At 58.2% G+C, this 21,418-nt stretch carries 25 protein-coding genes and 2 rRNA genes (1 of these 27 only partly in view); 17 read left to right on the forward strand and 10 right to left on the reverse strand.

Annotation, left to right across the window (positions count from 1 at the left end):
• Together XMD517_RS12395 and rrf are read left to right on the forward strand one after the other, a co-directional pair.
• Positions 1 to 1,962: ribosomal RNA gene (locus XMD517_RS12395) — 23S ribosomal RNA — on the forward strand; it begins 869 nt to the left of the window's first position.
• Between the two features lie 133 nt (positions 1,963 to 2,095).
• Positions 2,096 to 2,210, forward strand: a 5S ribosomal RNA gene (gene rrf / locus XMD517_RS12400).
• Between the two features lie 147 nt (positions 2,211 to 2,357).
• Here the strand turns inward: rrf and XMD517_RS12405 are convergent.
• Positions 2,358 to 3,161 carry a zinc-ribbon domain-containing protein gene (locus XMD517_RS12405; protein WP_173484796.1) on the reverse strand — a complete coding sequence of 268 codons (804 nt, stop codon included), beginning with the start codon at positions 3,159 to 3,161 and terminating at the stop codon, positions 2,358 to 2,360.
• Between the two features lie 157 nt (positions 3,162 to 3,318).
• On the opposite strand from XMD517_RS12405, the gene XMD517_RS12410 reads away from it, so the two are divergent.
• The 4 genes from XMD517_RS12410 to XMD517_RS12425 are packed head-to-tail and all read left to right on the forward strand — an operon-like array spanning position 3,319 to position 6,299.
• A complete protein-coding gene (locus XMD517_RS12410) occupies positions 3,319 to 3,993 on the forward strand; it encodes a cell division ATP-binding protein FtsE (RefSeq protein ID WP_173484797.1) in 675 nt (224 codons plus the stop codon).
• Positions 3,990 to 4,895, forward strand: coding sequence for an ABC transporter permease (locus tag XMD517_RS12415; protein WP_055187372.1), 906 nt, complete (start codon positions 3,990 to 3,992; stop codon positions 4,893 to 4,895). The genes XMD517_RS12410 and XMD517_RS12415 overlap by 4 nt, the downstream gene beginning before the upstream one ends.
• Positions 4,895 to 5,644 carry a 1-acyl-sn-glycerol-3-phosphate acyltransferase gene (locus tag XMD517_RS12420; protein WP_173484798.1) on the forward strand — a complete coding sequence of 250 codons (750 nt, stop codon included), beginning with the start codon at positions 4,895 to 4,897 and terminating at the stop codon, positions 5,642 to 5,644. Before XMD517_RS12415 ends, XMD517_RS12420 begins: the two co-directional genes overlap by 1 nt.
• A 43-nt stretch (positions 5,645 to 5,687) precedes the next feature.
• The gene (locus tag XMD517_RS12425) at positions 5,688 to 6,299 is read left to right on the forward strand and encodes a pyridoxamine 5'-phosphate oxidase family protein (RefSeq protein ID WP_173484799.1); all 612 of its coding nucleotides are present in this window, start codon (positions 5,688 to 5,690) and stop codon (positions 6,297 to 6,299) included.
• A gap of 57 nt (positions 6,300 to 6,356) precedes the next feature.
• Here the strand turns inward: XMD517_RS12425 and XMD517_RS12430 are convergent, their stop codons facing one another.
• Positions 6,357 to 7,322, reverse strand: a complete 966-nt coding sequence (locus XMD517_RS12430; protein WP_173484800.1) for an acetyl-CoA carboxylase carboxyltransferase subunit alpha — start codon at positions 7,320 to 7,322, stop codon at positions 6,357 to 6,359.
• 173 nt (positions 7,323 to 7,495) lie between these two features.
• Here XMD517_RS12430 and XMD517_RS12435 point away from each other — a divergent pair, with 173 nt between their 5' ends.
• Positions 7,496 to 8,323 carry a GyrI-like domain-containing protein gene (locus XMD517_RS12435; protein WP_173484801.1) on the forward strand — a complete coding sequence of 276 codons (828 nt, stop codon included), beginning with the start codon at positions 7,496 to 7,498 and terminating at the stop codon, positions 8,321 to 8,323.
• Between the two features lie 35 nt (positions 8,324 to 8,358).
• Here the strand turns inward: XMD517_RS12435 and XMD517_RS12440 are convergent, their stop codons facing one another.
• Both XMD517_RS12440 and XMD517_RS12445 read right to left on the reverse strand, forming a co-directional pair.
• Complete coding sequence (locus XMD517_RS12440; RefSeq protein ID WP_173484802.1) at positions 8,359 to 8,778, reverse strand: hypothetical protein; 420 nt, start codon at positions 8,776 to 8,778, stop codon at positions 8,359 to 8,361.
• A gap of 178 nt (positions 8,779 to 8,956) precedes the next feature.
• Positions 8,957 to 9,916: an L-malyl-CoA/beta-methylmalyl-CoA lyase gene (locus XMD517_RS12445; RefSeq protein WP_173484803.1), complete on the reverse strand. Its 960-nt coding sequence runs from the start codon at positions 9,914 to 9,916 to the stop codon at positions 8,957 to 8,959.
• 286 nt (positions 9,917 to 10,202) lie between these two features.
• Here XMD517_RS12445 and dgcN point away from each other — a divergent pair, with 286 nt between their 5' ends.
• Positions 10,203 to 11,204 carry an N-acetyltransferase DgcN gene (dgcN, locus tag XMD517_RS12450; protein WP_173484805.1) on the forward strand — a complete coding sequence of 334 codons (1,002 nt, stop codon included), beginning with the start codon at positions 10,203 to 10,205 and terminating at the stop codon, positions 11,202 to 11,204.
• A gap of 80 nt (positions 11,205 to 11,284) precedes the next feature.
• The gene (dgcA, locus tag XMD517_RS12455; RefSeq protein ID WP_173484806.1) at positions 11,285 to 12,250 is read left to right on the forward strand and encodes an N-acetyl-D-Glu racemase DgcA; all 966 of its coding nucleotides are present in this window, start codon (positions 11,285 to 11,287) and stop codon (positions 12,248 to 12,250) included.
• Between the two features lie 2 nt (positions 12,251 to 12,252).
• On the opposite strand, the gene XMD517_RS12460 is transcribed toward dgcA, so the two are convergent.
• On the reverse strand, positions 12,253 to 12,699 hold the full coding sequence (locus XMD517_RS12460) for a DMT family transporter (protein ID WP_173484807.1): 447 nt from the start codon (positions 12,697 to 12,699) through the stop codon (positions 12,253 to 12,255).
• A 134-nt stretch (positions 12,700 to 12,833) separates the two neighbouring features.
• On the opposite strand from XMD517_RS12460, the gene XMD517_RS12465 reads away from it, so the two are divergent.
• The gene (locus tag XMD517_RS12465) at positions 12,834 to 13,688 is read left to right on the forward strand and encodes a D-amino-acid transaminase (RefSeq protein WP_173484808.1); all 855 of its coding nucleotides are present in this window, start codon (positions 12,834 to 12,836) and stop codon (positions 13,686 to 13,688) included.
• Between the two features lie 177 nt (positions 13,689 to 13,865).
• Here XMD517_RS12465 and XMD517_RS12470 read toward each other — a convergent pair whose 3' ends face one another.
• The 5 genes from XMD517_RS12470 to XMD517_RS12490 form a co-directional block, all read right to left on the reverse strand.
• Positions 13,866 to 14,657 carry a class III extradiol ring-cleavage dioxygenase gene (locus XMD517_RS12470; RefSeq protein WP_173484809.1) on the reverse strand — a complete coding sequence of 264 codons (792 nt, stop codon included), beginning with the start codon at positions 14,655 to 14,657 and terminating at the stop codon, positions 13,866 to 13,868.
• Positions 14,658 to 14,714: 57 nt separating this feature from the next.
• Positions 14,715 to 15,182 (reverse strand): hypothetical protein, encoded by a 468-nt coding sequence (locus tag XMD517_RS12475; RefSeq protein ID WP_173484810.1) that lies wholly within the window; start codon positions 15,180 to 15,182, stop codon positions 14,715 to 14,717.
• Positions 15,179 to 15,496, reverse strand: a complete 318-nt coding sequence (locus XMD517_RS12480; RefSeq protein ID WP_173484811.1) for a DUF1244 domain-containing protein — start codon at positions 15,494 to 15,496, stop codon at positions 15,179 to 15,181. Before XMD517_RS12480 ends, XMD517_RS12475 begins: the two co-directional genes overlap by 4 nt.
• Before the next feature lie 12 nt (positions 15,497 to 15,508).
• Positions 15,509 to 15,841 carry a 5-carboxymethyl-2-hydroxymuconate isomerase gene (locus XMD517_RS15800; protein ID WP_173488043.1) on the reverse strand — a complete coding sequence of 111 codons (333 nt, stop codon included), beginning with the start codon at positions 15,839 to 15,841 and terminating at the stop codon, positions 15,509 to 15,511.
• Positions 15,842 to 15,918: 77 nt separating this feature from the next.
• The gene (locus tag XMD517_RS12490; RefSeq protein ID WP_173484813.1) at positions 15,919 to 16,671 is read right to left on the reverse strand and encodes an N-formylglutamate amidohydrolase; all 753 of its coding nucleotides are present in this window, start codon (positions 16,669 to 16,671) and stop codon (positions 15,919 to 15,921) included.
• Between the two features lie 191 nt (positions 16,672 to 16,862).
• Between XMD517_RS12490 and pyk the strand changes: the two genes are divergently transcribed.
• The 7 genes from pyk to XMD517_RS12525 all read left to right on the forward strand — a co-directional run bounded on the left by pyk (position 16,863) and on the right by XMD517_RS12525 (position 21,378).
• Positions 16,863 to 18,311, forward strand: a complete 1,449-nt coding sequence (gene pyk / locus XMD517_RS12495) for a pyruvate kinase (RefSeq protein ID WP_173484814.1) — start codon at positions 16,863 to 16,865, stop codon at positions 18,309 to 18,311.
• Between the two features lie 28 nt (positions 18,312 to 18,339).
• On the forward strand, positions 18,340 to 18,564 hold the full coding sequence (locus tag XMD517_RS12500) for a hypothetical protein (RefSeq protein WP_055187386.1): 225 nt from the start codon (positions 18,340 to 18,342) through the stop codon (positions 18,562 to 18,564).
• Between the two features lie 154 nt (positions 18,565 to 18,718).
• Positions 18,719 to 18,919 carry a 50S ribosomal protein L35 gene (gene rpmI / locus XMD517_RS12505; protein ID WP_055187494.1) on the forward strand — a complete coding sequence of 67 codons (201 nt, stop codon included), beginning with the start codon at positions 18,719 to 18,721 and terminating at the stop codon, positions 18,917 to 18,919.
• Positions 18,920 to 18,933: 14 nt separating this feature from the next.
• On the forward strand, positions 18,934 to 19,296 hold the full coding sequence (gene rplT / locus XMD517_RS12510; protein ID WP_055187387.1) for a 50S ribosomal protein L20: 363 nt from the start codon (positions 18,934 to 18,936) through the stop codon (positions 19,294 to 19,296).
• Between the two features lie 113 nt (positions 19,297 to 19,409).
• The gene (locus XMD517_RS12515) at positions 19,410 to 19,676 is read left to right on the forward strand and encodes a hypothetical protein (RefSeq protein ID WP_217360405.1); all 267 of its coding nucleotides are present in this window, start codon (positions 19,410 to 19,412) and stop codon (positions 19,674 to 19,676) included.
• 109 nt (positions 19,677 to 19,785) lie between these two features.
• Complete coding sequence (locus XMD517_RS12520) at positions 19,786 to 20,136, forward strand: YciI family protein (protein ID WP_173484815.1); 351 nt, start codon at positions 19,786 to 19,788, stop codon at positions 20,134 to 20,136.
• Between the two features lie 6 nt (positions 20,137 to 20,142).
• Positions 20,143 to 21,378 carry an RNA polymerase sigma factor gene (locus XMD517_RS12525; protein ID WP_173484816.1) on the forward strand — a complete coding sequence of 412 codons (1,236 nt, stop codon included), beginning with the start codon at positions 20,143 to 20,145 and terminating at the stop codon, positions 21,376 to 21,378.
• Positions 21,379 to 21,418: the final 40 nt, after the last annotated feature.

A 21,418-nucleotide genomic window follows, 5' to 3' on the forward strand; every position in this document is an offset into this window, starting at 1 on the left:
TACTCCCGGGGGTAGAGCACTGAATGGGTAATGGGGGCCCACAGCCTTACTGATCCTAATCAAACTCCGAATACCGGGAAGTACTATATGGCAGACACACAGCGGATGCTAACGTCCGTTGTGGAGAGGGAAACAACCCTGACCTACAGCTAAGGCCCCTAATTCATGGCTAAGTGGGAAAGCAGGTGAGACGACCAAAACAACCAGGAGGTTGGCTTAGAAGCAGCCATCCTTTAAAGATAGCGTAACAGCTCACTGGTCTAAATAAGTTGTCTTGCGGCGAAGATGTACCGGGGCTCAAGCCATGAGCCGAAGCTTAGGGTGTGCATTTATGCACGCGGTAGCAGAGCGTAGTGTGACATAGTTCCATTCCTCCTTAGATCCTTCGGGGTCATTGGAGGATCGGAGCTTTCTGTGAAGCCGGCCTGTGAGGGATCCGGTGGAGAGATCACTAGTGAGAATGATGACATGAGTAGCGACAAAGGGGGTGAGAGACCCCCTCGCCGAAAATCCAAGGGTTCCTGCTTAAAGCTAATCTGAGCAGGGTAAGCCGGCCCCTAAGGCGAGGCCGAAAGGCGTAGCCGATGGGAACCAGGTTAATATTCCTGGGCCAGAAGGAAGTGACGGATCTCGAAGGTTGTTCATCCTTATCGGATTGAATGGGCAGCTTAGAGGTTCCTGGAAATAGCCCTTCATGAGACCGTACCCTAAACCGACACAGGTGGATAGGTAGAGTATACCAAGGCGCTTGAGAGAACGATGTTGAAGGAACTCGGCAAAATACCTCCGTAAGTTCGCGAGAAGGAGGCCCAGTTTCTACGCAAGTATTGACTGGGGGCACAAACCAGGGGGTGGCGACTGTTTACTAAAAACACAGGGCTCTGCGAAGTCGCAAGACGACGTATAGGGTCTGACGCCTGCCCGGTGCCGGAAGGTTAAAAGGAGGTGTGCAAGCACCGAATTGAAGCCCCGGTAAACGGCGGCCGTAACTATAACGGTCCTAAGGTAGCGAAATTCCTTGTCGGGTAAGTTCCGACCTGCACGAATGGCGTAACGACTTCCCCGCTGTCTCCAACATCGACTCAGCGAAATTGAATTGCCTGTCAAGATGCAGGCTTCCCGCGGTTAGACGGAAAGACCCCGTGCACCTTTACTACAGCTTCGCACTGGCATCAGGCACAACATGTGCAGAATAGGTGGTGGGCTTCGAAGCAGGGACGCCAGTTCCTGTGGAGCCTCCTTTGAGATACCACCCTTGTTCTGCTTGATGTCTAACCGCGGTCCGTTATCCGGATCCGGGACCCTGCGTGGTGGGTAGTTTGACTGGGGCGGTCGCCTCCTAAAGCGTAACGGAGGCGCGCGAAGGTTGGCTCAGAGCGGTCGGAAATCGCTCGTTGAGTGCAATGGCAGAAGCCAGCCTGACTGCGAGACTGACAAGTCGAGCAGAGTCGAAAGACGGCCATAGTGATCCGGTGGTCCCGAGTGGAAGGGCCATCGCTCAACGGATAAAAGGTACGCCGGGGATAACAGGCTGATACTGCCCAAGAGTCCATATCGACGGCAGTGTTTGGCACCTCGATGTCGGCTCATCTCATCCTGGGGCTGGAGCAGGTCCCAAGGGTATGGCTGTTCGCCATTTAAAGAGGTACGTGAGCTGGGTTTAGAACGTCGTGAGACAGTTCGGTCCCTATCTGCCGTGGGTGTAGGATACTTGAGAGGAGTTGCCCCTAGTACGAGAGGACCGGGGTGAACGATCCACTGGTGGACCAGTTGTCGTGCCAACGGCAGTGCTGGGTAGCTATGATCGGAAAGGATAACCGCTGAAGGCATCTAAGCGGGAAGCCCCCCTCAAAACAAGGTATCCCTGAGGACCGTGGAAGACTACCACGTCGATAGGCCGGAGATGTAAGCATGGTAACATGCTCAGTTGACCGGTACTAATGGTCCGATAGGCTTGATTTGATCCAGTAGAAGACAAATCTACTGATAAATCAAAAGCATACACAAAAGTGTACCAACTTGGATATTTGGAAAACCAAATTCGGGCTCAAGTAGCCGAAGGCGGTAGCCCAAATAAAATTGGATTTTTACTCGGTTTGGTGGTCATAGCACAAGTGAAACACCCGGTCCCATCCCGAACCCGGCCGTTAAGCACTGTCGCGCCAATGGTACTGCGTCTTAAGACGTGGGAGAGTAGGTCACCGCCAAACCTAGTAAAAATCCAACCTATCCTCTCAATACGATCACATAAATCAAAAAACGCCCTTCGCACAAAAGCGAGGGGCGTTTTTGCATGCAGGGAAAAGACAATTATCAAGAAAGTGAAACTGTAAGTGCCATCACCGATGGCGAGAGGATCAGAGGCTGTTCGCTCCCTGCAGTTTCAAAATAACACCTTCAAAAAAAGACCTTACCGCCATACGGCCCCAATCAACGGCTGAGACGTACCTATCAAGTAGCGGGTCGAGTTGGGGAGCCGCTTCGGCGACGTTCGGTGCGTATGCGTAAAGAAGAAGCAGGATCAGGGCGAGCCCGACGCTCAACACAAACCCTTTGCGATATCCGCTACGGGTCTTTGATGTGGCAGGATCACTGCCGTCCTGCTCTATCTCATCCCCTTGTTGGGCATCGAGAGTAGAGTTGATTTCCTCAATGTCCGGCAACAGATCTCGTCCACGACCTTCGGTAAGTGCCTGGGTGGCTTCGAAATCATCGTCGGCACCGCGAAGTCGTGCCATACGTTCACGTATGGATTGCCGTTGCGCCTCTTCCTCATCAAAGTCTTCCAAACCCATTTCGGTTTGGGTTTCGATCTGTTCCTGATGTGATTGACGCGCTTCCAATTCGCGCTGCGCTTCCTCTTGCAAGATCGCCTGCACGTCCGGGCTCAGGGAGCGCCGTGGCGGCGTTTCCTCTGCAGCTGCACTATCGGATGTGGGGTCAGAAACCGGCTCTTGCTCCGGCTCCTCCTCCTGAGGGATCTCTTCGGCCTCGGTTGCGGCGGGATCCATGATCGCTTCTGCGGTGTCTTCCGGCATCTGGGCGCCGCGTTGAAACCAGGCGTGGCCACAGGCAGAACACTGCACATCACGCCCGGTCTCAGGCATGACGCGATCGTCAACCTCGTATTGTGCTCCGCAATTGGGGCAAACCAAACGCATTTTCTCACCCGTCCCGCCACCTCAATGGGTGGCACCACCTGCCTTTTAAGATGTAATATGAGCAAGATAGACCTGAAAACCGAACCAAGGCAATCATTACATTGAAACAATTGACCTTGTGGGGCAAAACTGTCGCCACATCAGGCGGGGGTAGAAAGTGATCGAGCTGACACAAGTGTCTTACGGGTATGGCGGCGGATCGCTGTTGCGTGACATGACGCTACAGGTCCCACCGGGATCGTTTCATTTCCTGACCGGCCCTTCGGGGGCGGGGAAGACCACCTTCCTCAAGCTGTGTTACGGAGAACTGGTGCCGACCCACGGGGCGGCGACCCTTTTTGGGCAGGATACCCGGCAGATGAGCCGGGACGACGTGGCTGTGGTGCGGCGCCGAATCGGGGTTGTTCATCAGGATTGCCAGTTCCTCGACCATCTATCGGTTGCCGAGAATATTGCGTTGCCTTTGGCGGTTGCGGGGCGCCCGATGAGCGACATGCAGGAACTGAATGAGCTTCTGGCCTGGGTTGGGTTAACCTCCCATGCCGATGCGCGCCCCCCGGAATTGTCCGGCGGCGAGCGGCAGAGGGCCGCATTGGCCCGGGCAGTGATTATGTCGCCGGATGTCATCTTGGCGGATGAGCCGACGGGCAATGTTGATTGGGACATGTCGTTGCGGTTGCTGACCCTGCTGGTCGAACTCAACAAGCTGGGGAAAACCGTGCTGATTGCGACCCATGACATGAACCTGATCCGACAGGCAAAGGCGCTGGTGCCAACGCGGGTGCTGCGGATCTCAGGGGGTCAGTTGCAGGCAGCGGGGGCAGACCTATGAGCGTTCGGGTGAGGCAGCTTTTGCATCTGGTGTCTGGCGATGCACAGGCAGACCGGGTTGTGCCCCCAACGGGTTTTACGGCGCGCCTGACGGTGTTTGCTGCAGGGGCTATGGCCTTTCTGGCGGTCTTCGCACTTGCTCTGTCACTTGCGTCGGGGCGGCTTGCGGATCGCTGGGCGCAGGCACTGGCGAAAAGTGCCACGATTCGCATCTCGGCGCCTGCGGATCAAATTGACATCCAGGTGCTGGCCGTGATGGAGGTGCTTGCGACCACAGAGGGGGTCAAAGAGGCCCGTCCACTGGGGGATGACGAGCAGCGCAAGCTGTTGGAGCCGTGGTTCGGGCCGGACCTGCCGCTGGAGCGTTTGCCTATCCCGCGTCTTATCGAGGTGATCGAAGATGACACCGGCGTGGATGTTGAGGGGCTGCGTGCGCGTTTGGCAGGGGAGGCGCCGGGCGCTGTCTTTGATGATCATAACCGCTGGAGAGAGCCTCTGGTCAAAGCGGCCGGTCGGCTGCGCCTGTTGGGATACGCGGCCATGGGGTTGATCACCGCGCTGGCAGGGGTGGTCATTACCCTGGCGGCCTCAGCTGCCCTTTCCGCAAATGAACAGGTCATTCGGGTTTTGCGCCTTGTCGGTGCCCAGGATGCCTATATCGCCCGGGCTTTTGTGCGTCGGTACACCCTCAGGGCGTTCATGGGGGCGTTAGGTGGCACGGCGATTGGGATGATTGCAATCCTGCTGTTGCCCTCAGGTGTGGATCAGGGCAGTTTCCTGACCGGGCTTGGGTTCCAGGGGGGGCACTGGCTTTTGCCGCTGGGGATACCGCCCGTGGCTGCTTTTGTCGCCTTTATCGCAACCCGACAGGCCGCTTTGGCCACCTTGCAGGAGAAACGCTAATGCGTCACGCCATTCAGTGGGTTCGCTCGCTTCTGTTCATCACCCAGATGTATCTGGTTCTTCCCATTATTGGTTTTGGTTTCATCCCGCTGATCTGGGTGAAGAAGGATTTTACCTTCGTGGCGATCCGCGCCTATTGCAATTGGGTGCGCTGGACGGCGTCCTGGATGGTGGGGCTGAAATCCGAAATCCGGGGGGAGGTGCCGCAAGATGAGGTGATCATTGCGGCCAAGCATCAAAGTTTCTTTGATATTTTGCTGATTGCAAGCGTCCTTCCCCGTCCGAAATATATCATGAAAAAGCAACTGAAATGGGCGCCGGTGATTGGGCTTTACGGCAAATACACCAATTCGGTTCCGGTGGATCGCGGCAAGCGCGGGGCGGCGATCAAGCAGATGGTGGCGGATGTGAAATCCGGTGCGGCGGCCCCAGGACAGTTGGTGATTTTCCCGCAAGGCACACGTGTGGCTGCAGGCGCAGAGAAGCCGTATAAAATCGGTGCCGGTGTGCTTTACAAGGAAACGGCGCAGGACGTGGTGCCGGCGGCCACCAATGTGGGTGTGTTTTGGAAACGCCACGGGATCATGCGATATCCTGGAACAGCTGTGGTCGAGTTTCTGCCACGGATTGAGGCGGGTAAGGACCTTAAGACCTTCATGTCGGAGATGGAGACTGCGGTGGAAACCGGGTCTGACGCTCTGATGGAAGAGGCGGGGTTTGACCTGGAGACAGGGAAGCGCAATTTCTAAGAAAACTAGAAAACTAGTTTTCTGGTTTTGTTGGGGGGAAGACGTGGAATTTCTTGAAAACATAGAAGAGCTTGAGGCGCTATATTCCTCCCCTTCAAAAGCGTCGCTTGTCAAAGTGGCGAAGCGCATGACCCCCACCTATCGCAAATGGATCATGGCGTCCAAGTTCTGCGTGCTCAGCACTGTTGGCCCCGAAGGGACCGATGGCAGCCCGCGGGGGGATGACGGGTCGGTGGTGTTGGAACTGGATGAGCGCCATATCGCGGTGCCGGACTGGAGGGGCAACAACCGGATCGACAGCCTGCGCAATATTGTCCGCGACCCGCGCGTCTCTCTCATGTTCATGGTGCCGCATGTCGATATTGTTGTGCGTCTGAATGGGCGGGCTCGCCTGACGGTGGATGAGGCGCTGCGCCAAAGGTTTGCGCGTGCGCAGGGAGAGAAGCTCCCGGGGTTGGTGACCGTTGTGCAGATTGATGAAATCTATGCCCAATGCGCCAAATCCATCATGCGGTCGGGGCTCTGGCGTGCGGATCATACTCCGCCCGACATTCCCAGCCTGGGGGAGATGTTGAAAGAACAGTCCTCGGGCGAATTTGATGGGGAGGCCTTTGATCGGGATTGGCCCAGCAAGGCGGCGCAGACACTTTGGTGATCTGACATAAAAAAGGGCCCTCTCGGGGCCCTTCCTGTTTCTGACGGAGGATTGCGATCAGGCTGTGAGGCCCTGCGACCCCATCTTGAGGAATTTCTCGCGCCGCTCCTTTTTCAGGGCGTCGCCCTTCATGCGGTCCATAAGGGCCTTCAGTTCCTCTTCGATGGCTTTCCCAACGGCTTCGATTGTGCCTTTGCGGTCGCGTTGCGCACCGCCCATAGGCTCGTCGATAATCGTGTCGATCACACCCAGTTTCTTGAGGTCCTGCGCGGTCAGACGAAGAGCTTCGGCGGCCTCCCGCATCTTCTCGGCGTCTTTCCACAGGATCGAGGCGCATCCTTCGGGGGAGATGACAGAATAGACCGAATGTTCCAGCATCATCACCGTATTGGCCGTGGCCAGAGCAACCGCCCCACCAGACCCGCCTTCGCCGATGATCACCGAGATCACCGGAACATTGGCGTTGAGGCAGCGTTCGGTCGAGCGGGCGATGGCTTCGGACTGGCCACGTTCTTCTGCCCCCTTGCCCGGATAGGCGCCGGGTGTGTCGACAAGTGCCACGATGGGCAGGCCGAACCGATCCGCCAAATCCATCAGACGGATGGCCTTGCGATACCCTTCCGGGCGGGCCATGCCGAAATTGCGTTCGATGCGGGACTTTGTGTCATGACCCTTTTCCTGACCCATCACCACGACAGGCATATCGCCGATCCGGGCAAGCCCGCCCATGACGGCGTGGTCATCGGCAAAGTTCCGGTCGCCTGCCAGCGGCGTGTATTCGGTGAAAAGGGCGTCGATATAATCCTTGCAATGGGGGCGTTCCGGATGGCGCGCTACCTGGCATTTGCGCCAGGCTGTCAGGTTTTCGTAAAGCTCTTTCAGCAATGTGTCCGCCTTGGCGTCCAGTGCTGTGGCCTCACCCTCCACATCCATCTCTTCATTGGCTCGCGCCATGGCCCGCAGCTCTTCTGCCTTGCCTTCGATTTCTGCCAGTGGTTTTTCAAATTCGAGATAGTGAGTCATGGCCACGCCTGATTGATACCTGTTTCCTGCTATATGACGCTTGGGAAGCCGCATTGCAACGGCCAGCCCCCGGAAAACGCGCCTTGAGCCCGGTTGGACAGAGGGAAGTTTGGCAAGATTTATGCACGGCTCTTGCGGCAGAAACAGGGGGAAAGGTCAGAAGGGACGCTCAAATGCGATATGAAGACCGGCTGGTCCGGGTGCTTAACCACATTCACGACAATCCAAACGGCGATCTGTCACTGGATACTCTGGCGGATGTTGCTGCGATGTCGCGCTTTCACTGGCACCGGGTGTTTCACGCCATGACCGGTGAAACCTGTGCGCAGGCGGTGCGTCGGATGCGTCTGCATCGGGCCGCCGGTCGATTGGTGAGAGAGGAACTGCCTGTCGATCAGATCGCCCGTGACTGCGGCTACCCCAATCCGCGCAGCTTCGCTCAGGCGTTCCGCGCGTCATACGGGATGAGCCCGGTTGAGTTTCGCAGATCAGGTCATTTTTGCGCCCCAGCCTTGCTGCAACAGAAAGGAATAATCACCATGTATCCCATCGAAATCCGCACCTTTCCGGCCAGAACCCTGATCGGTTTGCGCCACAAGGGGGCCTATATGGAAATCGGATCCACCTTCGAGAAATCTGGCGCCATGATCGCCGCGCGGGGGCTCTGGCCGAAATGTGGCCAGGTCTACGGCGTGTATTTTGATGACCCCGCCGCTGTGCCCGAGGCGGATCTGCGTAGTTTCGCAGGGGCTGAGTGGACGGCTGGCGAGATCCCGGAAGGGTTCGAAAGTGTTGAGCTTCCGGCAGGGCAGGCGGCTGTTCTGACCTTCAAAGGCCCCTATGCCACGATCAAGTCCGGCTATGACGCGCTTTACGGGGAATGGTTGCCACGATCGGGTGAGACCCCGGCTGACAGCCCGTGTTTCGAGATCTACCTGAATGATCCTCGGGAAACGGCTCCCGAGAATTTGTTGACGGAACTCTGCCTGCCGCTCGCGTGATATTGGGGGGGGCGGAGCGGCTCCGCCCCATCCGTTCATTTCGTGGCGATTTCAATCAGCTTGGCAAACTGTTCAGGGGTCAGCACCTCACGCCAGTGATCGGTGCAATTTGAACGCATCATCACCAGCGTGGTTTCATTGGCGCCGATTTTTCCGGCCAGGGCTTGGCGTTCTTCGACTGGCGACCCCTTGATGATGGCAGCTTTCATCTCTGCGCGAAGGGCCACGGTTTCATCCTCCAGTGCCTTGCGTTGCGCGGGCATGGACGCCATCCAGTTTTGTAGGATCTCTTTCTGCGCTTCATCCAACCCAATCACATCCTGGTTTTTATTCAGGATGCCGGTCAGCATGATTACGGGCACTGAAAGGCCGGTTTTGGCGGGTTGCGATTGCTGGGCATGACCGGGGATAGCCATGGCGCAGGTCATGGCGGCAGCAAGGAAAAGTGGTTTCATACGAACCTCTTACATTAAAGAGGCGTCCCTTTGTGGCAGGGCGTAGTCAGCGCCCAAGGAAACTTATAAACACATCTGAATTTAAATAATTGATGTATGTCATAGAGGGCCGGGAAACGGGATCCCAACAAAAAAGCCCTGCCGCGTGGGCAGGGCGAGTTGGGGAAGAGAGGTCTGATCAGCTATTGGCGATCAACTCTGCCTGGGCGACGATCACTTCGGCCTGTTTGATGCTTGCGATGTCGACAAGGCGGCCCTTGTAGACAGTGGCGCCTTCGCCATTGGCCTTTGCCTGTTCCATCGCGGCCAGGATCTCGCGCGCTTCGGTGACGGCTTCTTCGGACGGGGTGAAGACCTCGTTTGCGAGAGCGATCTGTTTCGGGTGGATCGCCCATTTGCCCACCATGCCCAGCGTTGCCGAGCGCTTCGCCTGTGCGATGTAGCCCTCATCGTCCGAAAAATCGCCGAACGGGCCGTCGACCGGCAGGATGCCGTGGGTGCGACAGGCGGCAACGATGGCAGCCTGTGCCCAGTGCCACGGGTCGGACCAGTGCTTTTCGCCTTCGCGCAGCATGTAATAGTTTTCCTGCGTGCCGCCGATGCCGGTGGTCTGCATGCCCATCGAGGCGGCGAAATCAGCGGCCCCCAGCGACATGGCCTGCAGGCGGGGGCTGGATGCTGCGATGGCTTCGACATGGGCGATACCGGCAGCCGATTCGATGATCACTTCAAAGCTGACCGGCTTGGTGCGGCCCTTCGCGCGTTCGATTGCCGTGACCAGCGCGTCCACCGCATAGACGTCTTCAGCACACCCCACTTTGGGGATCATGATCTGATCGATGCGATCACCGGCTTGCTCCAGCAGGTCCACAACGTCGCGATACCAATAGGGCGTGTCGAGGCTGTTGATCCGTACCGACATGTATTTGTTGCCCCAGTCGATCGTGTTCAGGGCCTCAATGATATTGGCGCGGGCCACGTCCTTGTCCGACGGAGCAACCGAATCCTCGAGGTCCAGGTTGATCACGTCAGCAGAAGATGCCGCCATTTTGGGGAACAGCTTGGTGTTTGATCCCGGGCCAAACAATTGGCAGCGGTTCGGGCGGGCCGGGGCAGTGGGTTGGATACGGAAGGACATGTGTCACCTCTGAGCAATGAAGTTGCGATTTTCTTGGCGCAATCGTTATGAAATTGCGTGGACTAAGGCAAGTTGATTTTGCATTTGCAGCATTATGCCGCGCGGCGGCAATATCCCTGCTGGTGACAATTTGGCGAAAGGAATTTGCGCCAGATTGTCAAAATGACGAAGAAACTTGTGCAAATGCCGCCAGTGCTCATGCCTTCGCAAAAAAATGCGGCATTAAATCGTGAAAATGCCCGTTGGGGAATATTTAACACCGAAAAAAGAGGAAAGGGCCAAGGCCATGATCAAAACTCCGTACCTGTTGTTCCTGGGCGATGCGCCTGATCAATTGGCCGCCAAGGTCGCCATTGGCATCCGTGACTGGCGTCCGGAAAATGCCGTGGGGCAGTTCCGCATGGAGGGCTGCGGTGCGGATCTCGGCCTGACCGACATGACCTTGCAAGAAGCCAAGGCGGCAGGTGCGAAAACGCTTGTGGTTGGTGTGGCCAACCGCGGTGGTGTGATCTCGAAAGAGTGGAAGAAAGTGCTGGTGATGGCGCTTGAGGAAGGGTTTGATCTGGCCTCGGGCCTGCACAACCTTCTGACCGACGAGCCCGATCTGGTCGCCGTGGCCGAAGCCACCGGGCAGGAACTGCATGACGTGCGGATCCCCGAGGTGGATTACCCGATTGCCAATGGCAAAAAACGGACCGGCAAGCGCTGCCTGGCCGTGGGCACCGATTGTTCCGTGGGCAAGATGTACACGGCCCTATGCATGGATGCGGAGATGCGCAAACGCGGCATGAAGTCGACCTTCCGCGCCACGGGCCAGACCGGTATCCTGATCACCGGTGACGGTGTGCCTTTGGATGCAGTGGTCGCCGACTTCATGGCCGGCTCGATTGAGTATCTGACCCCGGATAATGACGATGACCACTGGGATCATATCGAGGGTCAGGGTTCGTTGTTCCACGTGTCCTATTCGGGTGTGACCATGGCGCTGATCCACGGCGGTCAGCCGGACGCTCTGGTGCTTGCCCATGAACCGACCCGCGCGCATATGCGCGGCCTGCCGGAATACACTCAGCCCTCGCTGGAAGCGCTGCGCGACACCGCGCTGAAGCTGGCCAAGGTGGCGAACCCGGGCTGCCAGGTGATTGGTATCTCGGTCAACACGCAGCACATGTCGGATGAGGATGCCAAGGTCTATCTGACGAAGGTTGAGGCCGATATGGGCCTGCCGGCGACCGATCCGTTCCGCTATGGCGCGGGCAAGCTGGTGGATGCGCTGGCGGCGATCTGATAGGCCGTTGATGTGATCAGAAGGCTGGGGGCTTTGCCCCCAGACCCCCAAGGTATTTCAGGCAAGAAAAAGGCGGGCGCATGGAAATCTCAGTTACTCCTGACGTGTTCAAACTGGCGCAGGTGTTCACTATCTCGCGTGGATCACGGACCGAAGCGAAAGTGCTGACGGTGCGGGTGAAGGATGGCGATCATCAGGGCTGGGGCGAATGTGTGCCCTATGCGCGTTATGATGAAACGTTGGAGAGTGTAACGGATGAGATCATGGGGCTGTCTGGCGACATCACGCGTGAGGTGCTTTATGATCTTCTGCCGGCGGGGGCCGCGCGCAATGCCGTTGACTGCGCGTTGTGGGATCTGGAAGCCAAGCGCGCGGGAAAACGGGTTTGGGAACTGGCGGGGCTAGCTCGTCCGGGGCCGGAGATCACGGCCTATACGCTGTCATTGGCGGAGCCTGCCGAGATGCAGGTGCAGGCCGCAAAAAACGCTCATCGTCCCTTGCTCAAGATCAAGCTGGGCACGCCCGATGATATGCCGCGCCTGGAAGCGGTGCGGGCAGGGGCGCCAAAGTCGCGTATCATCGTGGATGCAAATGAGGGTTGGACCGCCGAGGTTTACGCCGATCTTGCCCCGCATCTGGTGCGGCTTGGGGTGCAGCTGGTGGAGCAGCCCTTACCGGCCGGAGAGGATGATGCGCTGATCGGGATGGAGCGTCCTGTGCCGGTCTGTGCTGATGAAAGCTGTCACGACCGCTCCAGCCTGCCGGGGCTTGAAGGCAAATATGATGTGGTGAACATCAAGCTGGATAAGACCGGTGGCCTGACCGAGGCATTGCGTCTGCGTGAGGCGGCCCTTGCTGAGGGCTACAAGGTGATGACCGGCTGTATGGTTGGCTCGTCCCTGGCGATGGCGCCGGCGGTGCTGGTTGCGCAGCGGTCGGTTGTGACCGATCTGGACGGGCCGCTTTTGCTGGCAGAAGATCGCGAGGCCCCTTTGTTGTTTGACGACAAGGGGGTGCACCCGCCGGAGGCCGCCCTTTGGGGGTGAGCTTAACCGCGCCCGGCGATCTGGGTCAGAAAGACCCCGGCCCCCATCACCGCGATACCGCCTGCACGGGCAAGGGTCAGTGGATGCTGCGTGGCGCCGAACAGGCCCCAGTGGTCGATGATCGCAGCTGAGATCAATTGTCCGATCAGGACGAAAAAGACCGCGTTGCCCACTCCGAATGTGGGGGCCACCCAAGTGATGGTCAGCACGTAAAACGCCACCAGGCACCCGGCAAGGAACAGGTGAGGAGGGGCACCGATGGCACCTTTGAGGGAGCTGCCGGAAAACAGGAAAACCGCGCTGGCCGTGATCAGCGCCACCAGGAAAAGGATCACCCCTGCCGCTACGGGCGACCCCATCCGCTGGCCCAGTGCCGCATTCAGTGCTGCCAATACCGGGATCCCGATCCCGGCCACGAGCATGATCAAAGCAGATTGTGTGGCGGGCATTGAGGCTTCCCCTTTGCAAATTCATCCGTTAGGCCAGTCCTGACGACTTCAATGTCAACAGCCAAGACAGCAACCCACTGCCCCGTCAATCTTTCTTGTATCCCGTGACGCGGCGTTCCAACGAGGAGACACAAATGACCCGTACCGTTTATGTGAATGGCGACTATCTGCCCGAAACCGACGCCAAGGTTTCGATCTTTGATCGCGGATTTCTGTTCGCGGATGCGGTTTATGAGGTGACGTCGGTTCTGGGCGGCAAGCTGATTGATTTTGAAGGTCACGCGGTGCGTCTGGAGCGTTCGCTGAAGGAACTGGGGATTGAGAGCCCGATTTCGAAAGAGGACCTGCTTGAGGTGCACCGTGAGTTGGTGCGGGCCAATGGCATTGACGAAGGTCTGATCTATCTGCAGATCTCGCGCGGGGCGGACAGTGACCGGGATTTCGTGTTCCCGGATGCGGACAAGGTCAAGCCGACAGTGGTGCTGTTTACCCAAAACAAGCCCGGCCTGGCTGAGACGGTAAAGCCGGTCAAGGTGATCTCGATTGAAGACATCCGCTGGGGCCGTCGTGACATCAAAACGGTGCAGCTGCTTTACCCGTCGATGGGCAAGATGATGGCCAAGGCGGCAGGCTGTGATGATGCCTGGCTGGTGGAAGATGGGTATGTGACCGAGGGCACCTCGAACAATGTCTATATCGTCAAAGGGGGCAAAATTATCACCCGTGCCCTGTCCAACGACATCCTGCATGGCATCACCCGTGCCGCCGTGCTGCGCTTTGCCCGCGAGGCGCAGATGGAAGTGGAGGAACGTAGCTTTACAATTGCTGAGGCACAGGAGGCAGATGAGGCTTTCTTTACCTCGGCCTCAGCCTTTGTGATGCCGGTGGTCGAAATTGACGGGGTGGCATTGGGGGATGGTCAGCCCGGCCCGGTCATGGCGCGCCTGCGTGAAATTTACCTGGAAGAAAGCCTGAAAAAGGCTGAGTGATTGAGCGTCACATCCAAGAAGTGTAGCCCCGCTCCGTAAGGTGCGGGGTTTTCTCTGTGATTTGATCTGAGAAGAGGATGGGCTGTCATCCGATTAAAGCGTTTTCGGCTTTGACCAGCGGTGGGAAAAGTCGAAACGCCCGGTGACAAACACCCTCATGTGCAGCCCTCTCACATATTACCCAAACCGGAAACTGGTGGCGGTGACCCCACCGAAAATGCCCTCTTCGTGGTAGCACACGGTGGCCGCGTCTTCTTCGGCTGCGCCAAGCGCGGCAAAGAGCGGCACGAGATGGTCTTCTTCCTTGTGCGCAATCCGGGCCGAGGGGGCCGTTTCCCAGTTCAGGATCGCAGCCCGGCGTTTGTCGGGTGACAACGTCATGGCCTCGTTCAGCCAGGCGTCAAACTCCGCTGAAGGAATGCGCGCCTCGGGACCCATCAGGCGCAGATTGTGATAAGACAGGCCGGATCCGACAATCAGCACCCCTTCATCGCGCAGCGGGGCCAGGGCCCGGCCAAGTGCCATGTGCTGGGCAGGATCGTACGTCCTGTTCAGGGACACCTGGTAGGTGGGCATATCGGCTTTCGGATACATCACTGCCATCGGCGCAAACACCCCATGGTCAAACCCCTGCGCCGCATTCGGCGCGCTGGGCAGTCCCGCAGCGCGGATCAGATTCTGCGTCCTTTGTGCAAGATCAGGATCGCCGGGGGCAGGGTAGGTGATTTCATATGTCTCCGGCGGGAAGCCGGAATAGTCATAGACCATGGGTGGCGCGGCGGATGACATCACGTCAAACCCGTTGCTCTCCCAATGGCCTGAAATCATCAGAACTGCTTTGGGGCGTTCGGGCAATTCCGACGGCATTGCGGCAAGGGATCGCTCCAACGTCGCAAACATCTGGCGCATGCGGGGTATCCACGGCCAGGGGCCGCCACCGTGGGAGATGAAATAGGTGGGTTGTCTCATGTCTTGCTCCTTTTGAAGCAGATATAAGGGGCAAATTTACGTGCGAAATATCGAAGTTTAAACAGAGGGTGTGCGCAATTGCGCAGGGTCCTGCAGGTGCTTTGCAATCCCGCCAACCGTCAGATCCGTAAGCCCTTCAGGTGATCCTTGCCTTGTTTGGGTGATGATCCGGGGCAGAACCTCGGAAAACAGCTCTTCCAAATCCAGCATCAGATCGTCGATTACGTGATCCGAGGGGCGCAGGGGCAGGGGATTTTTGGCCGAGGAGCAGGTGTGCTGGATTGTGTCATAGACTGCACGGGCGATGGCCGGATCCACATCCGGCAGCGCGGTCAGGAACGTGTCAAACCCCTCGCCTTCACGCGCGCGGTAAAGCGCCAGCATTTTCTGTCCGCCATTCCAGATCGACAGGCCGATCAGCACCATGCCACCGAGCATGAAGAGACCAAGGGCAGGGTGGTAATAAAACCCGGCCACGGTCAGCGCGGCGGATGCGGCCGTCAGGATCAAAAGCGTGCGGGTCACGCCTTCTCTTCACCCACATTTTCAGCGAAAGCCACCTTGAACTCCGCCTGTTTCTCCGGGCTGGCATCGGTCTGATACTTGGACTTCCATTCGTCCATGCTCATGCCATAGAAGATCTCGCGCGCTTGGGTTTTGTCCATCTCGATCCCGCGCTCATTCGCCGCTTCCTGATACCAGCGTGACAGGCAGTTGCGGCAAAACCCGGCCAGGTTCATCATGTCGATGTTCTGCACGTCGGTGCGCTTTTCCATCAGATGCGCACGCAGCGCGCGAAACGCGGCGGCTTCAAGCTCGATACGGGTCTGGTCGTCCATCCTGGGCTCCATTTATAAAATGTCTTTCGCATAAGACGGGCTGAGATCTGCTACGTCAACGGACAGGCTGCCGACATTTGGCAGTTGGCGCCGCAACACCGTAAGGATCAGCTGCGCCAACTCACTCTTCACCGTTTCGCTGCGCCCCGGCAGCAAAGCCAGAGCCGCATGGCAAAAACTGGCAGGGTCGGTGCCGATACGATGGGCATCGCAGGGAAGGGCGCGCACTTTCAGGCTTTCGGGATGGGGGATCGCGTCATGGGCTGCCAGCGCCTCGAAAACGGCCTCACATGCCGGCTGCATTCCCGATGTCACACCAGCATATTCTATCCTTACATGTGGCACCGTGCTCTCCTTTTTCTTGCCTGAAATACCTTGGGGTGAGGCCTCCCTCGCAGAGGGGGGGCGAGGGGCAAAGCCCCTTACAGCCCGCTCTCCACCAGCACCTCCGTCAGGATCGGTGCAAGCCGCTCTGCCCACCAGGCCTGTTGGGCCTCGGTTTCAATCAGGTCATTGCGGATCTCGATCAGCACATTGGGAAGACCCAGCTTCAACGCTTGTCGATCGATGCTGTCACCATCCAGATGGCCGCCATAAGGTTCGTTTTCACCGACACACCATTCGCCCTCGGCCTCAAGACGGGCCAATAGCGGCGTTGCCACCCGGCTGTCCTTGTCGTGCAGCACCGCAATATGCCAGGGGCGGGGTTCGCGCCCCTTGAGCTGAGGTGTATAACTGTGCATTGCCAGAAGAACCGGGTTCGGATGCGCGGCCAGAACCCCGGCCAATGCTTCGTGATAGGGGCGATGAAACGCCGCCAGGCGCCGCTCGCGCTCGGTGGCATCGGCGTGGCGGTTGGCGGGAATGATAGACCCGTCATAAAGCTTCATCAGAACAGTCGGGTCGTCCTCGCCCCGGTTCGGATCCACCACAAGCCGCGAAAACCGGGTCAGGATGGCAGGGCTGTTGAGCAGCCGTGACAGGTGGCGGGTAACCCCGGCGGCGCCCACATCATAGGCAATATGGCGGTTCATATCGGCCTCGGGCAGCCCGAGGTCTCCGCCATTGACGCAGGGCGGCACCCGGTTTGAGGCGTGGTCGCAGGAAATCACCCAGCGGCCAGTCAGGGTCTCGCCAATGATTTCAAAAGCATCATGCAAAATCGCGTCTTTCATCGGAGCACTGTCATGGTTTTGTAACGGTCATCTCTTACCGCCATTTACGTCAGTGCAAGGAAAAGCACCAGTTCCCTCATGCATAAAGTGACGTGAAACAAATTGATGAGAGCGCTAACATATCGTTTCACCGCCCCGCAATATTGGCTATAGAGCGGGTGAGGGATGATGTCGCCCAAAAGGAAATGCCGATGAGACGCCAGAGAAATGTAAAAATTGTCGCCACGCTTGGTCCTGCTTCCAACGATTATGACACTATTCGGGCCTTGTTCGAAGCGGGCGCTGATGTGTTTCGCATGAACATGTCCCATGGCACTCATGACGAGCAGCGCGAACGCCACGCGCTGGTGCGCAAGGTGGAAAAGGATCTGGAACGCCCGATCGCTATCCTTGCAGATCTGCAAGGCCCCAAACTGCGTTGCGGTGTTTTTGCAGCTGGCGCAACCGAGATCGAAGAGGGGCAGGTCTTCCGCTTTGATCTTGATGTCACACCGGGGGACAGCCACCGTGTCTGCCTGCCCCATCCCGAGATTTTTGCAGCTCTTGAGCCCGGGGCTACCCTCCTGGTCAATGATGGTAAGCTGCGCCTGCGGGTCAAGGATTGCAGCGCTGATCACGCCAATTGCATCGTCGAAGTTGGCGGCACGATTTCGGACCGCAAAGGTGTGAACGTGCCCGATGTGGTGCTGCCCCTTGCAGCACTTTCCGAAAAAGACCGCGCCGATCTGGAATTTGCCTGCCAGCTGGGGGTCGATTGGCTTGCGCTCAGTTTTGTGCAGCGGGCCGAGGATGTGGAAGAGGCCCGCACGCTGGCGCAGGGCCGTGCCGCAGTTCTGTCAAAGATTGAAAAACCGGCTGCCGTGGATGCGTTTGACGAGATCCTGAAAGCCTCGGATGGGATCATGGTTGCGCGTGGTGACCTTGGTGTCGAGCTGCCGGTTCAGGCCGTGCCGCCGATCCAGAAACGTCTTATCCATGCCTGCCACCGTGCCGGCAAACCGGTGATTGTCGCGACACAGATGCTGGAAAGCATGATCGAAAGCCCGATGCCCACCCGCGCGGAAGTGTCCGACGTGGCCAATGCGATTTATGACGGGACCGATGCGGTCATGCTGTCGGCCGAAAGTGCGGCAGGGGCCTATCCGGTTGAAGCTGTGGCAACGATGAATGCCGTGGCCATCGAGGTCGAAAATGATCCCACCTACCGCGAACAGGTGGATGCACAGCGCGTGGCCGCGCGACGGGGCGTGAATGACGCCATCGTTGCAGCCGCGCGTGAGATTGCCGAAACCACCGACATCAAGGCGATCTGCTGTTTCACTCAGTCAGGCACCACGGCGCTGCTCACCTCGCGGGAGCGGCCACGGGTGCCGATCATCGCGCTGACCCCGCTGCGGGGGACGGCGCGCCGTCTCTGCCTGTCCTGGGGCACCAATTGTTTTGTCACCCCGGGGGAGGTCAAGCGCTTCAAGGCCGCAGTGGTTTCGGCGGCCCGGGCCGCCCGCGCCTCGGGTCTGGCGCAAGAGCATGATCAGATCGTCGTGACGGCGGGTGTGCCCTTCAACGTGCCCGGCACAACCAACATCCTGCGGGTGGCCCCCTGTGACGAAAGGTTGATTTTCGCCACGGATGCGGAGTAATAATACCTTATTTATATAGGGTATTCAGATGACACATGATCTTTTTCTGGTGATCGGGATCTGCGTTCTTGTCCTGTCGATCCCGGCCATCCTCAACGCGATGCTGGATGGCCATGCCCCCCGGGTGGCCGCCATTACGGTGCTGATCGGAGGAGGGCTGATTTTCATGGCGGTTCGGGGAAAGCCCGGCGGATATGCGATTGCGGATATCCCGGATCTGTTTGTCACCGTATTGGGGCGGATCCTCAACTGAGGAGGCATTGCGCCCGCGCGGTTTTTTTGTGCTGAATGGGGGCTGATACCCCTTGTCAGACTGGCGAATCCCTTCTATACGCCACACTTCATGCGCGCCCGGCTCAAGTGGCATGCCGAGTCGCGTCCGAACCGAACCCATGAAGGAGACGGAAATGCCCAAGATGAAGACCAAATCAAGCGCCAAGAAGCGCTTTAAGGTGACTGCAACTGGCAAGGTCCTCGCTGGCCAAGCCGGTAAGCGTCACGGCATGATCAAGCGGACCAAGAAATTCATCCGCGATGCCCGTGGCACCACCACCCTGTCCGCCCCCGACGCAAAGATCGTCAAGGGCTACATGCCCTACGACCGCTAAGAGGAGTATAGACTATGTCCCGCGTTAAAGGTGGAACCACAACTCACGCCCGTCACAAAAAAGTCGTCAAGGCCGCAAAAGGCTATTACGGCCGCCGCAAGAATACCTTCAAGGTAGCGCGTCAGGCCGTCGACAAGGCGAACCAATACGCAACCCGCGACCGCAAGAACCGCAAGCGCAATTTCCGCGCCCTGTGGATCCAGCGTATCAACGCGGCTGTACGTTCGCATGACGAGGCTCTGACCTATTCGCGCTTCATCAACGGCCTGAACCTGGCTGGTGTTGAAGTCGACCGCAAAGTGCTGGCTGACCTGGCCGTGCATGAGCCGGAAGCTTTCGGCGCGATCGTCGAGAAAGCAAAGGCTGCTCTGGCCTAAGCCGGACGCATTACACTAAGATCAAAGCCGCAGGGGAAACCTTGCGGCTTTTTCTGTTTTGGGCTGCGTGATTTCCTGTTGTTGCTATTTAACGAAGTTGCTGGAGGGGTAAGATGGGGCTGACAAAAGAGGATTTGCCGGAAATCGGCGACCGCAATTCGATCTTGGAGTTTGCGGCAGGTTTCAACGGATACACGCATTTTGGTTCATTTGGGGCCTGTTCCGATGCGGCCTGGGCAAAGAAAAGAGAGACCCTCATCGACCTGCGCAACGAGCTTTTCTTTTCCTACCGCGCCTCCAATCACCTCGGGACAGATGATTTCGTAAAGACATATGCCGATCTGCATCCGTATTTTCTCAGGCTTCTTGACGGCGAATGACCTCAGACCGTTTTTGGAAAAATGCTGATCGCATGTCGATTTGGTCGTTTCCCAAACGTCTGGTATCCAGAAAGGCACTGACCTTTCCCCATTTCAGGAAGGAAACCCGATGCAATACATGCTTCTGATTTACAATGCCGAAGACAATGGCCCGCAACCCGGAACTGAGGAGTTCGGGCCCTATATGCAGGGCTATATGGATTTCACCAAAGAGGTTCAGGATGCGGGCAAAATGCTCTCGGGGGATGCGCTGCAACCCGTGGCGACCGCCTCCACCGTGTCTGTCCGGGGCGGCAAAACCGAAATCGTGGATGGCCCCTTTGCCGAAACCAAGGAACAGCTGGGTGGCTTCTATATCCTCGACTGTGAGGATCTGGATGAAGCCCTGCACTATGCCGCCAAGATCCCCGACGCTGCTTACGGTCGGGTCGAAGTGCGCCCCGTGATGATCTTCGACTGATCCCTTATGGTGCCCCCGGTTGACCTCAGCATAGACCGTCTGATCCGCGAAAATTGGGGGCGCCTCCTTGCTGTGCTAACCGCCCGGCTGGGGGATTATGCGCTGGCGGAAGACAGTTTGCAGGACGCGGTGGTCGAGGCGCTCTCCCATTGGCCCAAATCCCTGCCGCTCCACCCGGATGCCTGGCTGTTGACCGTGGCCCGACGCAAGGCGTTGGATCGGTTGCGCCGCGCGCAGACCGCCAGCCGCAAAGAAGGTGAACTTGCATTATGGCTGGATCAGACCCGGTCCGAGGAAGGGGGCGGCATGGGCGTGATCCCCGATCACCGTCTGGAGCTGATCTTCACCTGCTGTCACCCGGCACTTGAGGAAAAGACCCGCACCGCATTGACCCTGCGGGCCATCGGTGGGCTGACCACCGCTGAAATTGCTGCCGCCTATCTGGACAAACCCGAAACAATGGCCGCCCGCCTGACCCGTGCCAAACAGAAGATCCAGCAGGCGGGCATTCCGTTCAGATTGCCGGATGAGGAGGATTTGCCAGAGCGGCTCAATGCGGTGCTGCGGGTCATATACCTCATTTTCAACGAGGGTTTCCGGTCCAACGGGGCGGAACTGACCCGCGCAGATCTTGTGGGTGAGGCGATCCGGTTGGGGCGCATTCTGACGGGCCTCCTGCCAGAAGATCCTGAGGTGAAGGCGCTGCTCGCCCTGATGTTGCTGGGGGATAGCCGCCGTTTGACCCGGTCGGATGAAGACGGGGCTTATGTTCCGCTTGAGGTGCAGAACCGTGCCCGCTGGGACAAGGCGCGTATTCGTGAAGGCATAACGCTGGTAAAGCAGGCGCTGGGCGTGGGCCCACCCGGCCCTTATGCGCTTCAGGCTGCGATCAGCGCGGTCCATGCAGAGGCGCCGGATTTTGACCGCACCGACTGGGCGCAGATCGTGGCGCTTTATGATCTGTTGCTTGCCCGGCACCCGAACCCGGTGGTCCATATCAACAGGGCCGTGGCGCTGTCCTATCTTCACGGGCCTGACGTGGCATTGGCGCAGTTGGATTGCCTGCCCACCCATGCGGGCCTTGGCCGATATCAACCTTTCCATGCCTGTCGGGCCGACCTTCTGGCGCGGCTTGGCCGGGCGAAAGAAGCCGCAGATCACTACCGGCAGGCCATCGACCTGACCACATCCGTGGCGGAAAAGACCTTCCTGTCCGGGCGAATGGCGGCTTTGCCCCTGTGATCGCCCACGCATACTTGCGTTTTCGTGCCTCAATGGGTAG

The sequence above is a fragment of the Aliiroseovarius sp. xm-d-517 genome (genome assembly GCF_013283135.1).
In the GTDB taxonomy this organism is placed as follows: Bacteria; Pseudomonadota; Alphaproteobacteria; order Rhodobacterales; family Rhodobacteraceae; genus Aliiroseovarius; species Aliiroseovarius crassostreae.

What these genes read in the sequence shown, in the direction of transcription:
- XMD517_RS12405 (WP_173484796.1), bottom strand. Translation starts at nt 3,161, where the DNA reads ATGCGTTTGGTTTGCCCCAATTGCGGAGCACAATACGAGGTTGACGAT.
- XMD517_RS12415 (WP_055187372.1), top strand. Translation starts at nt 3,990, where the DNA reads ATGAGCGTTCGGGTGAGGCAGCTTTTGCATCTGGTGTCTGGCGATGCA.
- XMD517_RS12420 (WP_173484798.1), top strand. Translation starts at nt 4,895, where the DNA reads ATGCGTCACGCCATTCAGTGGGTTCGCTCGCTTCTGTTCATCACCCAG.
- XMD517_RS12430 (WP_173484800.1), bottom strand. Translation starts at nt 7,322, where the DNA reads ATGACTCACTATCTCGAATTTGAAAAACCACTGGCAGAAATCGAAGGC.
- XMD517_RS12435 (WP_173484801.1), top strand. Translation starts at nt 7,496, where the DNA reads ATGCGATATGAAGACCGGCTGGTCCGGGTGCTTAACCACATTCACGAC.
- XMD517_RS12440 (WP_173484802.1), bottom strand. Translation starts at nt 8,778, where the DNA reads ATGAAACCACTTTTCCTTGCTGCCGCCATGACCTGCGCCATGGCTATC.
- XMD517_RS12445 (WP_173484803.1), bottom strand. Translation starts at nt 9,916, where the DNA reads ATGTCCTTCCGTATCCAACCCACTGCCCCGGCCCGCCCGAACCGCTGC.
- dgcN (WP_173484805.1), top strand. Translation starts at nt 10,203, where the DNA reads ATGATCAAAACTCCGTACCTGTTGTTCCTGGGCGATGCGCCTGATCAA.
- dgcA (WP_173484806.1), top strand. Translation starts at nt 11,285, where the DNA reads ATGGAAATCTCAGTTACTCCTGACGTGTTCAAACTGGCGCAGGTGTTC.
- XMD517_RS12460 (WP_173484807.1), bottom strand. Translation starts at nt 12,699, where the DNA reads ATGCCCGCCACACAATCTGCTTTGATCATGCTCGTGGCCGGGATCGGG.
- XMD517_RS12465 (WP_173484808.1), top strand. Translation starts at nt 12,834, where the DNA reads ATGACCCGTACCGTTTATGTGAATGGCGACTATCTGCCCGAAACCGAC.
- XMD517_RS12470 (WP_173484809.1), bottom strand. Translation starts at nt 14,657, where the DNA reads ATGAGACAACCCACCTATTTCATCTCCCACGGTGGCGGCCCCTGGCCG.
- XMD517_RS12480 (WP_173484811.1), bottom strand. Translation starts at nt 15,496, where the DNA reads ATGGACGACCAGACCCGTATCGAGCTTGAAGCCGCCGCGTTTCGCGCG.
- XMD517_RS12490 (WP_173484813.1), bottom strand. Translation starts at nt 16,671, where the DNA reads ATGAAAGACGCGATTTTGCATGATGCTTTTGAAATCATTGGCGAGACC.
- pyk (WP_173484814.1), top strand. Translation starts at nt 16,863, where the DNA reads ATGAGACGCCAGAGAAATGTAAAAATTGTCGCCACGCTTGGTCCTGCT.
- XMD517_RS12500 (WP_055187386.1), top strand. Translation starts at nt 18,340, where the DNA reads ATGACACATGATCTTTTTCTGGTGATCGGGATCTGCGTTCTTGTCCTG.
- rpmI (WP_055187494.1), top strand. Translation starts at nt 18,719, where the DNA reads ATGCCCAAGATGAAGACCAAATCAAGCGCCAAGAAGCGCTTTAAGGTG.
- rplT (WP_055187387.1), top strand. Translation starts at nt 18,934, where the DNA reads ATGTCCCGCGTTAAAGGTGGAACCACAACTCACGCCCGTCACAAAAAA.
- XMD517_RS12515 (WP_217360405.1), top strand. Translation starts at nt 19,410, where the DNA reads ATGGGGCTGACAAAAGAGGATTTGCCGGAAATCGGCGACCGCAATTCG.
- XMD517_RS12520 (WP_173484815.1), top strand. Translation starts at nt 19,786, where the DNA reads ATGCAATACATGCTTCTGATTTACAATGCCGAAGACAATGGCCCGCAA.
- XMD517_RS12525 (WP_173484816.1), top strand. Translation starts at nt 20,143, where the DNA reads ATGGTGCCCCCGGTTGACCTCAGCATAGACCGTCTGATCCGCGAAAAT.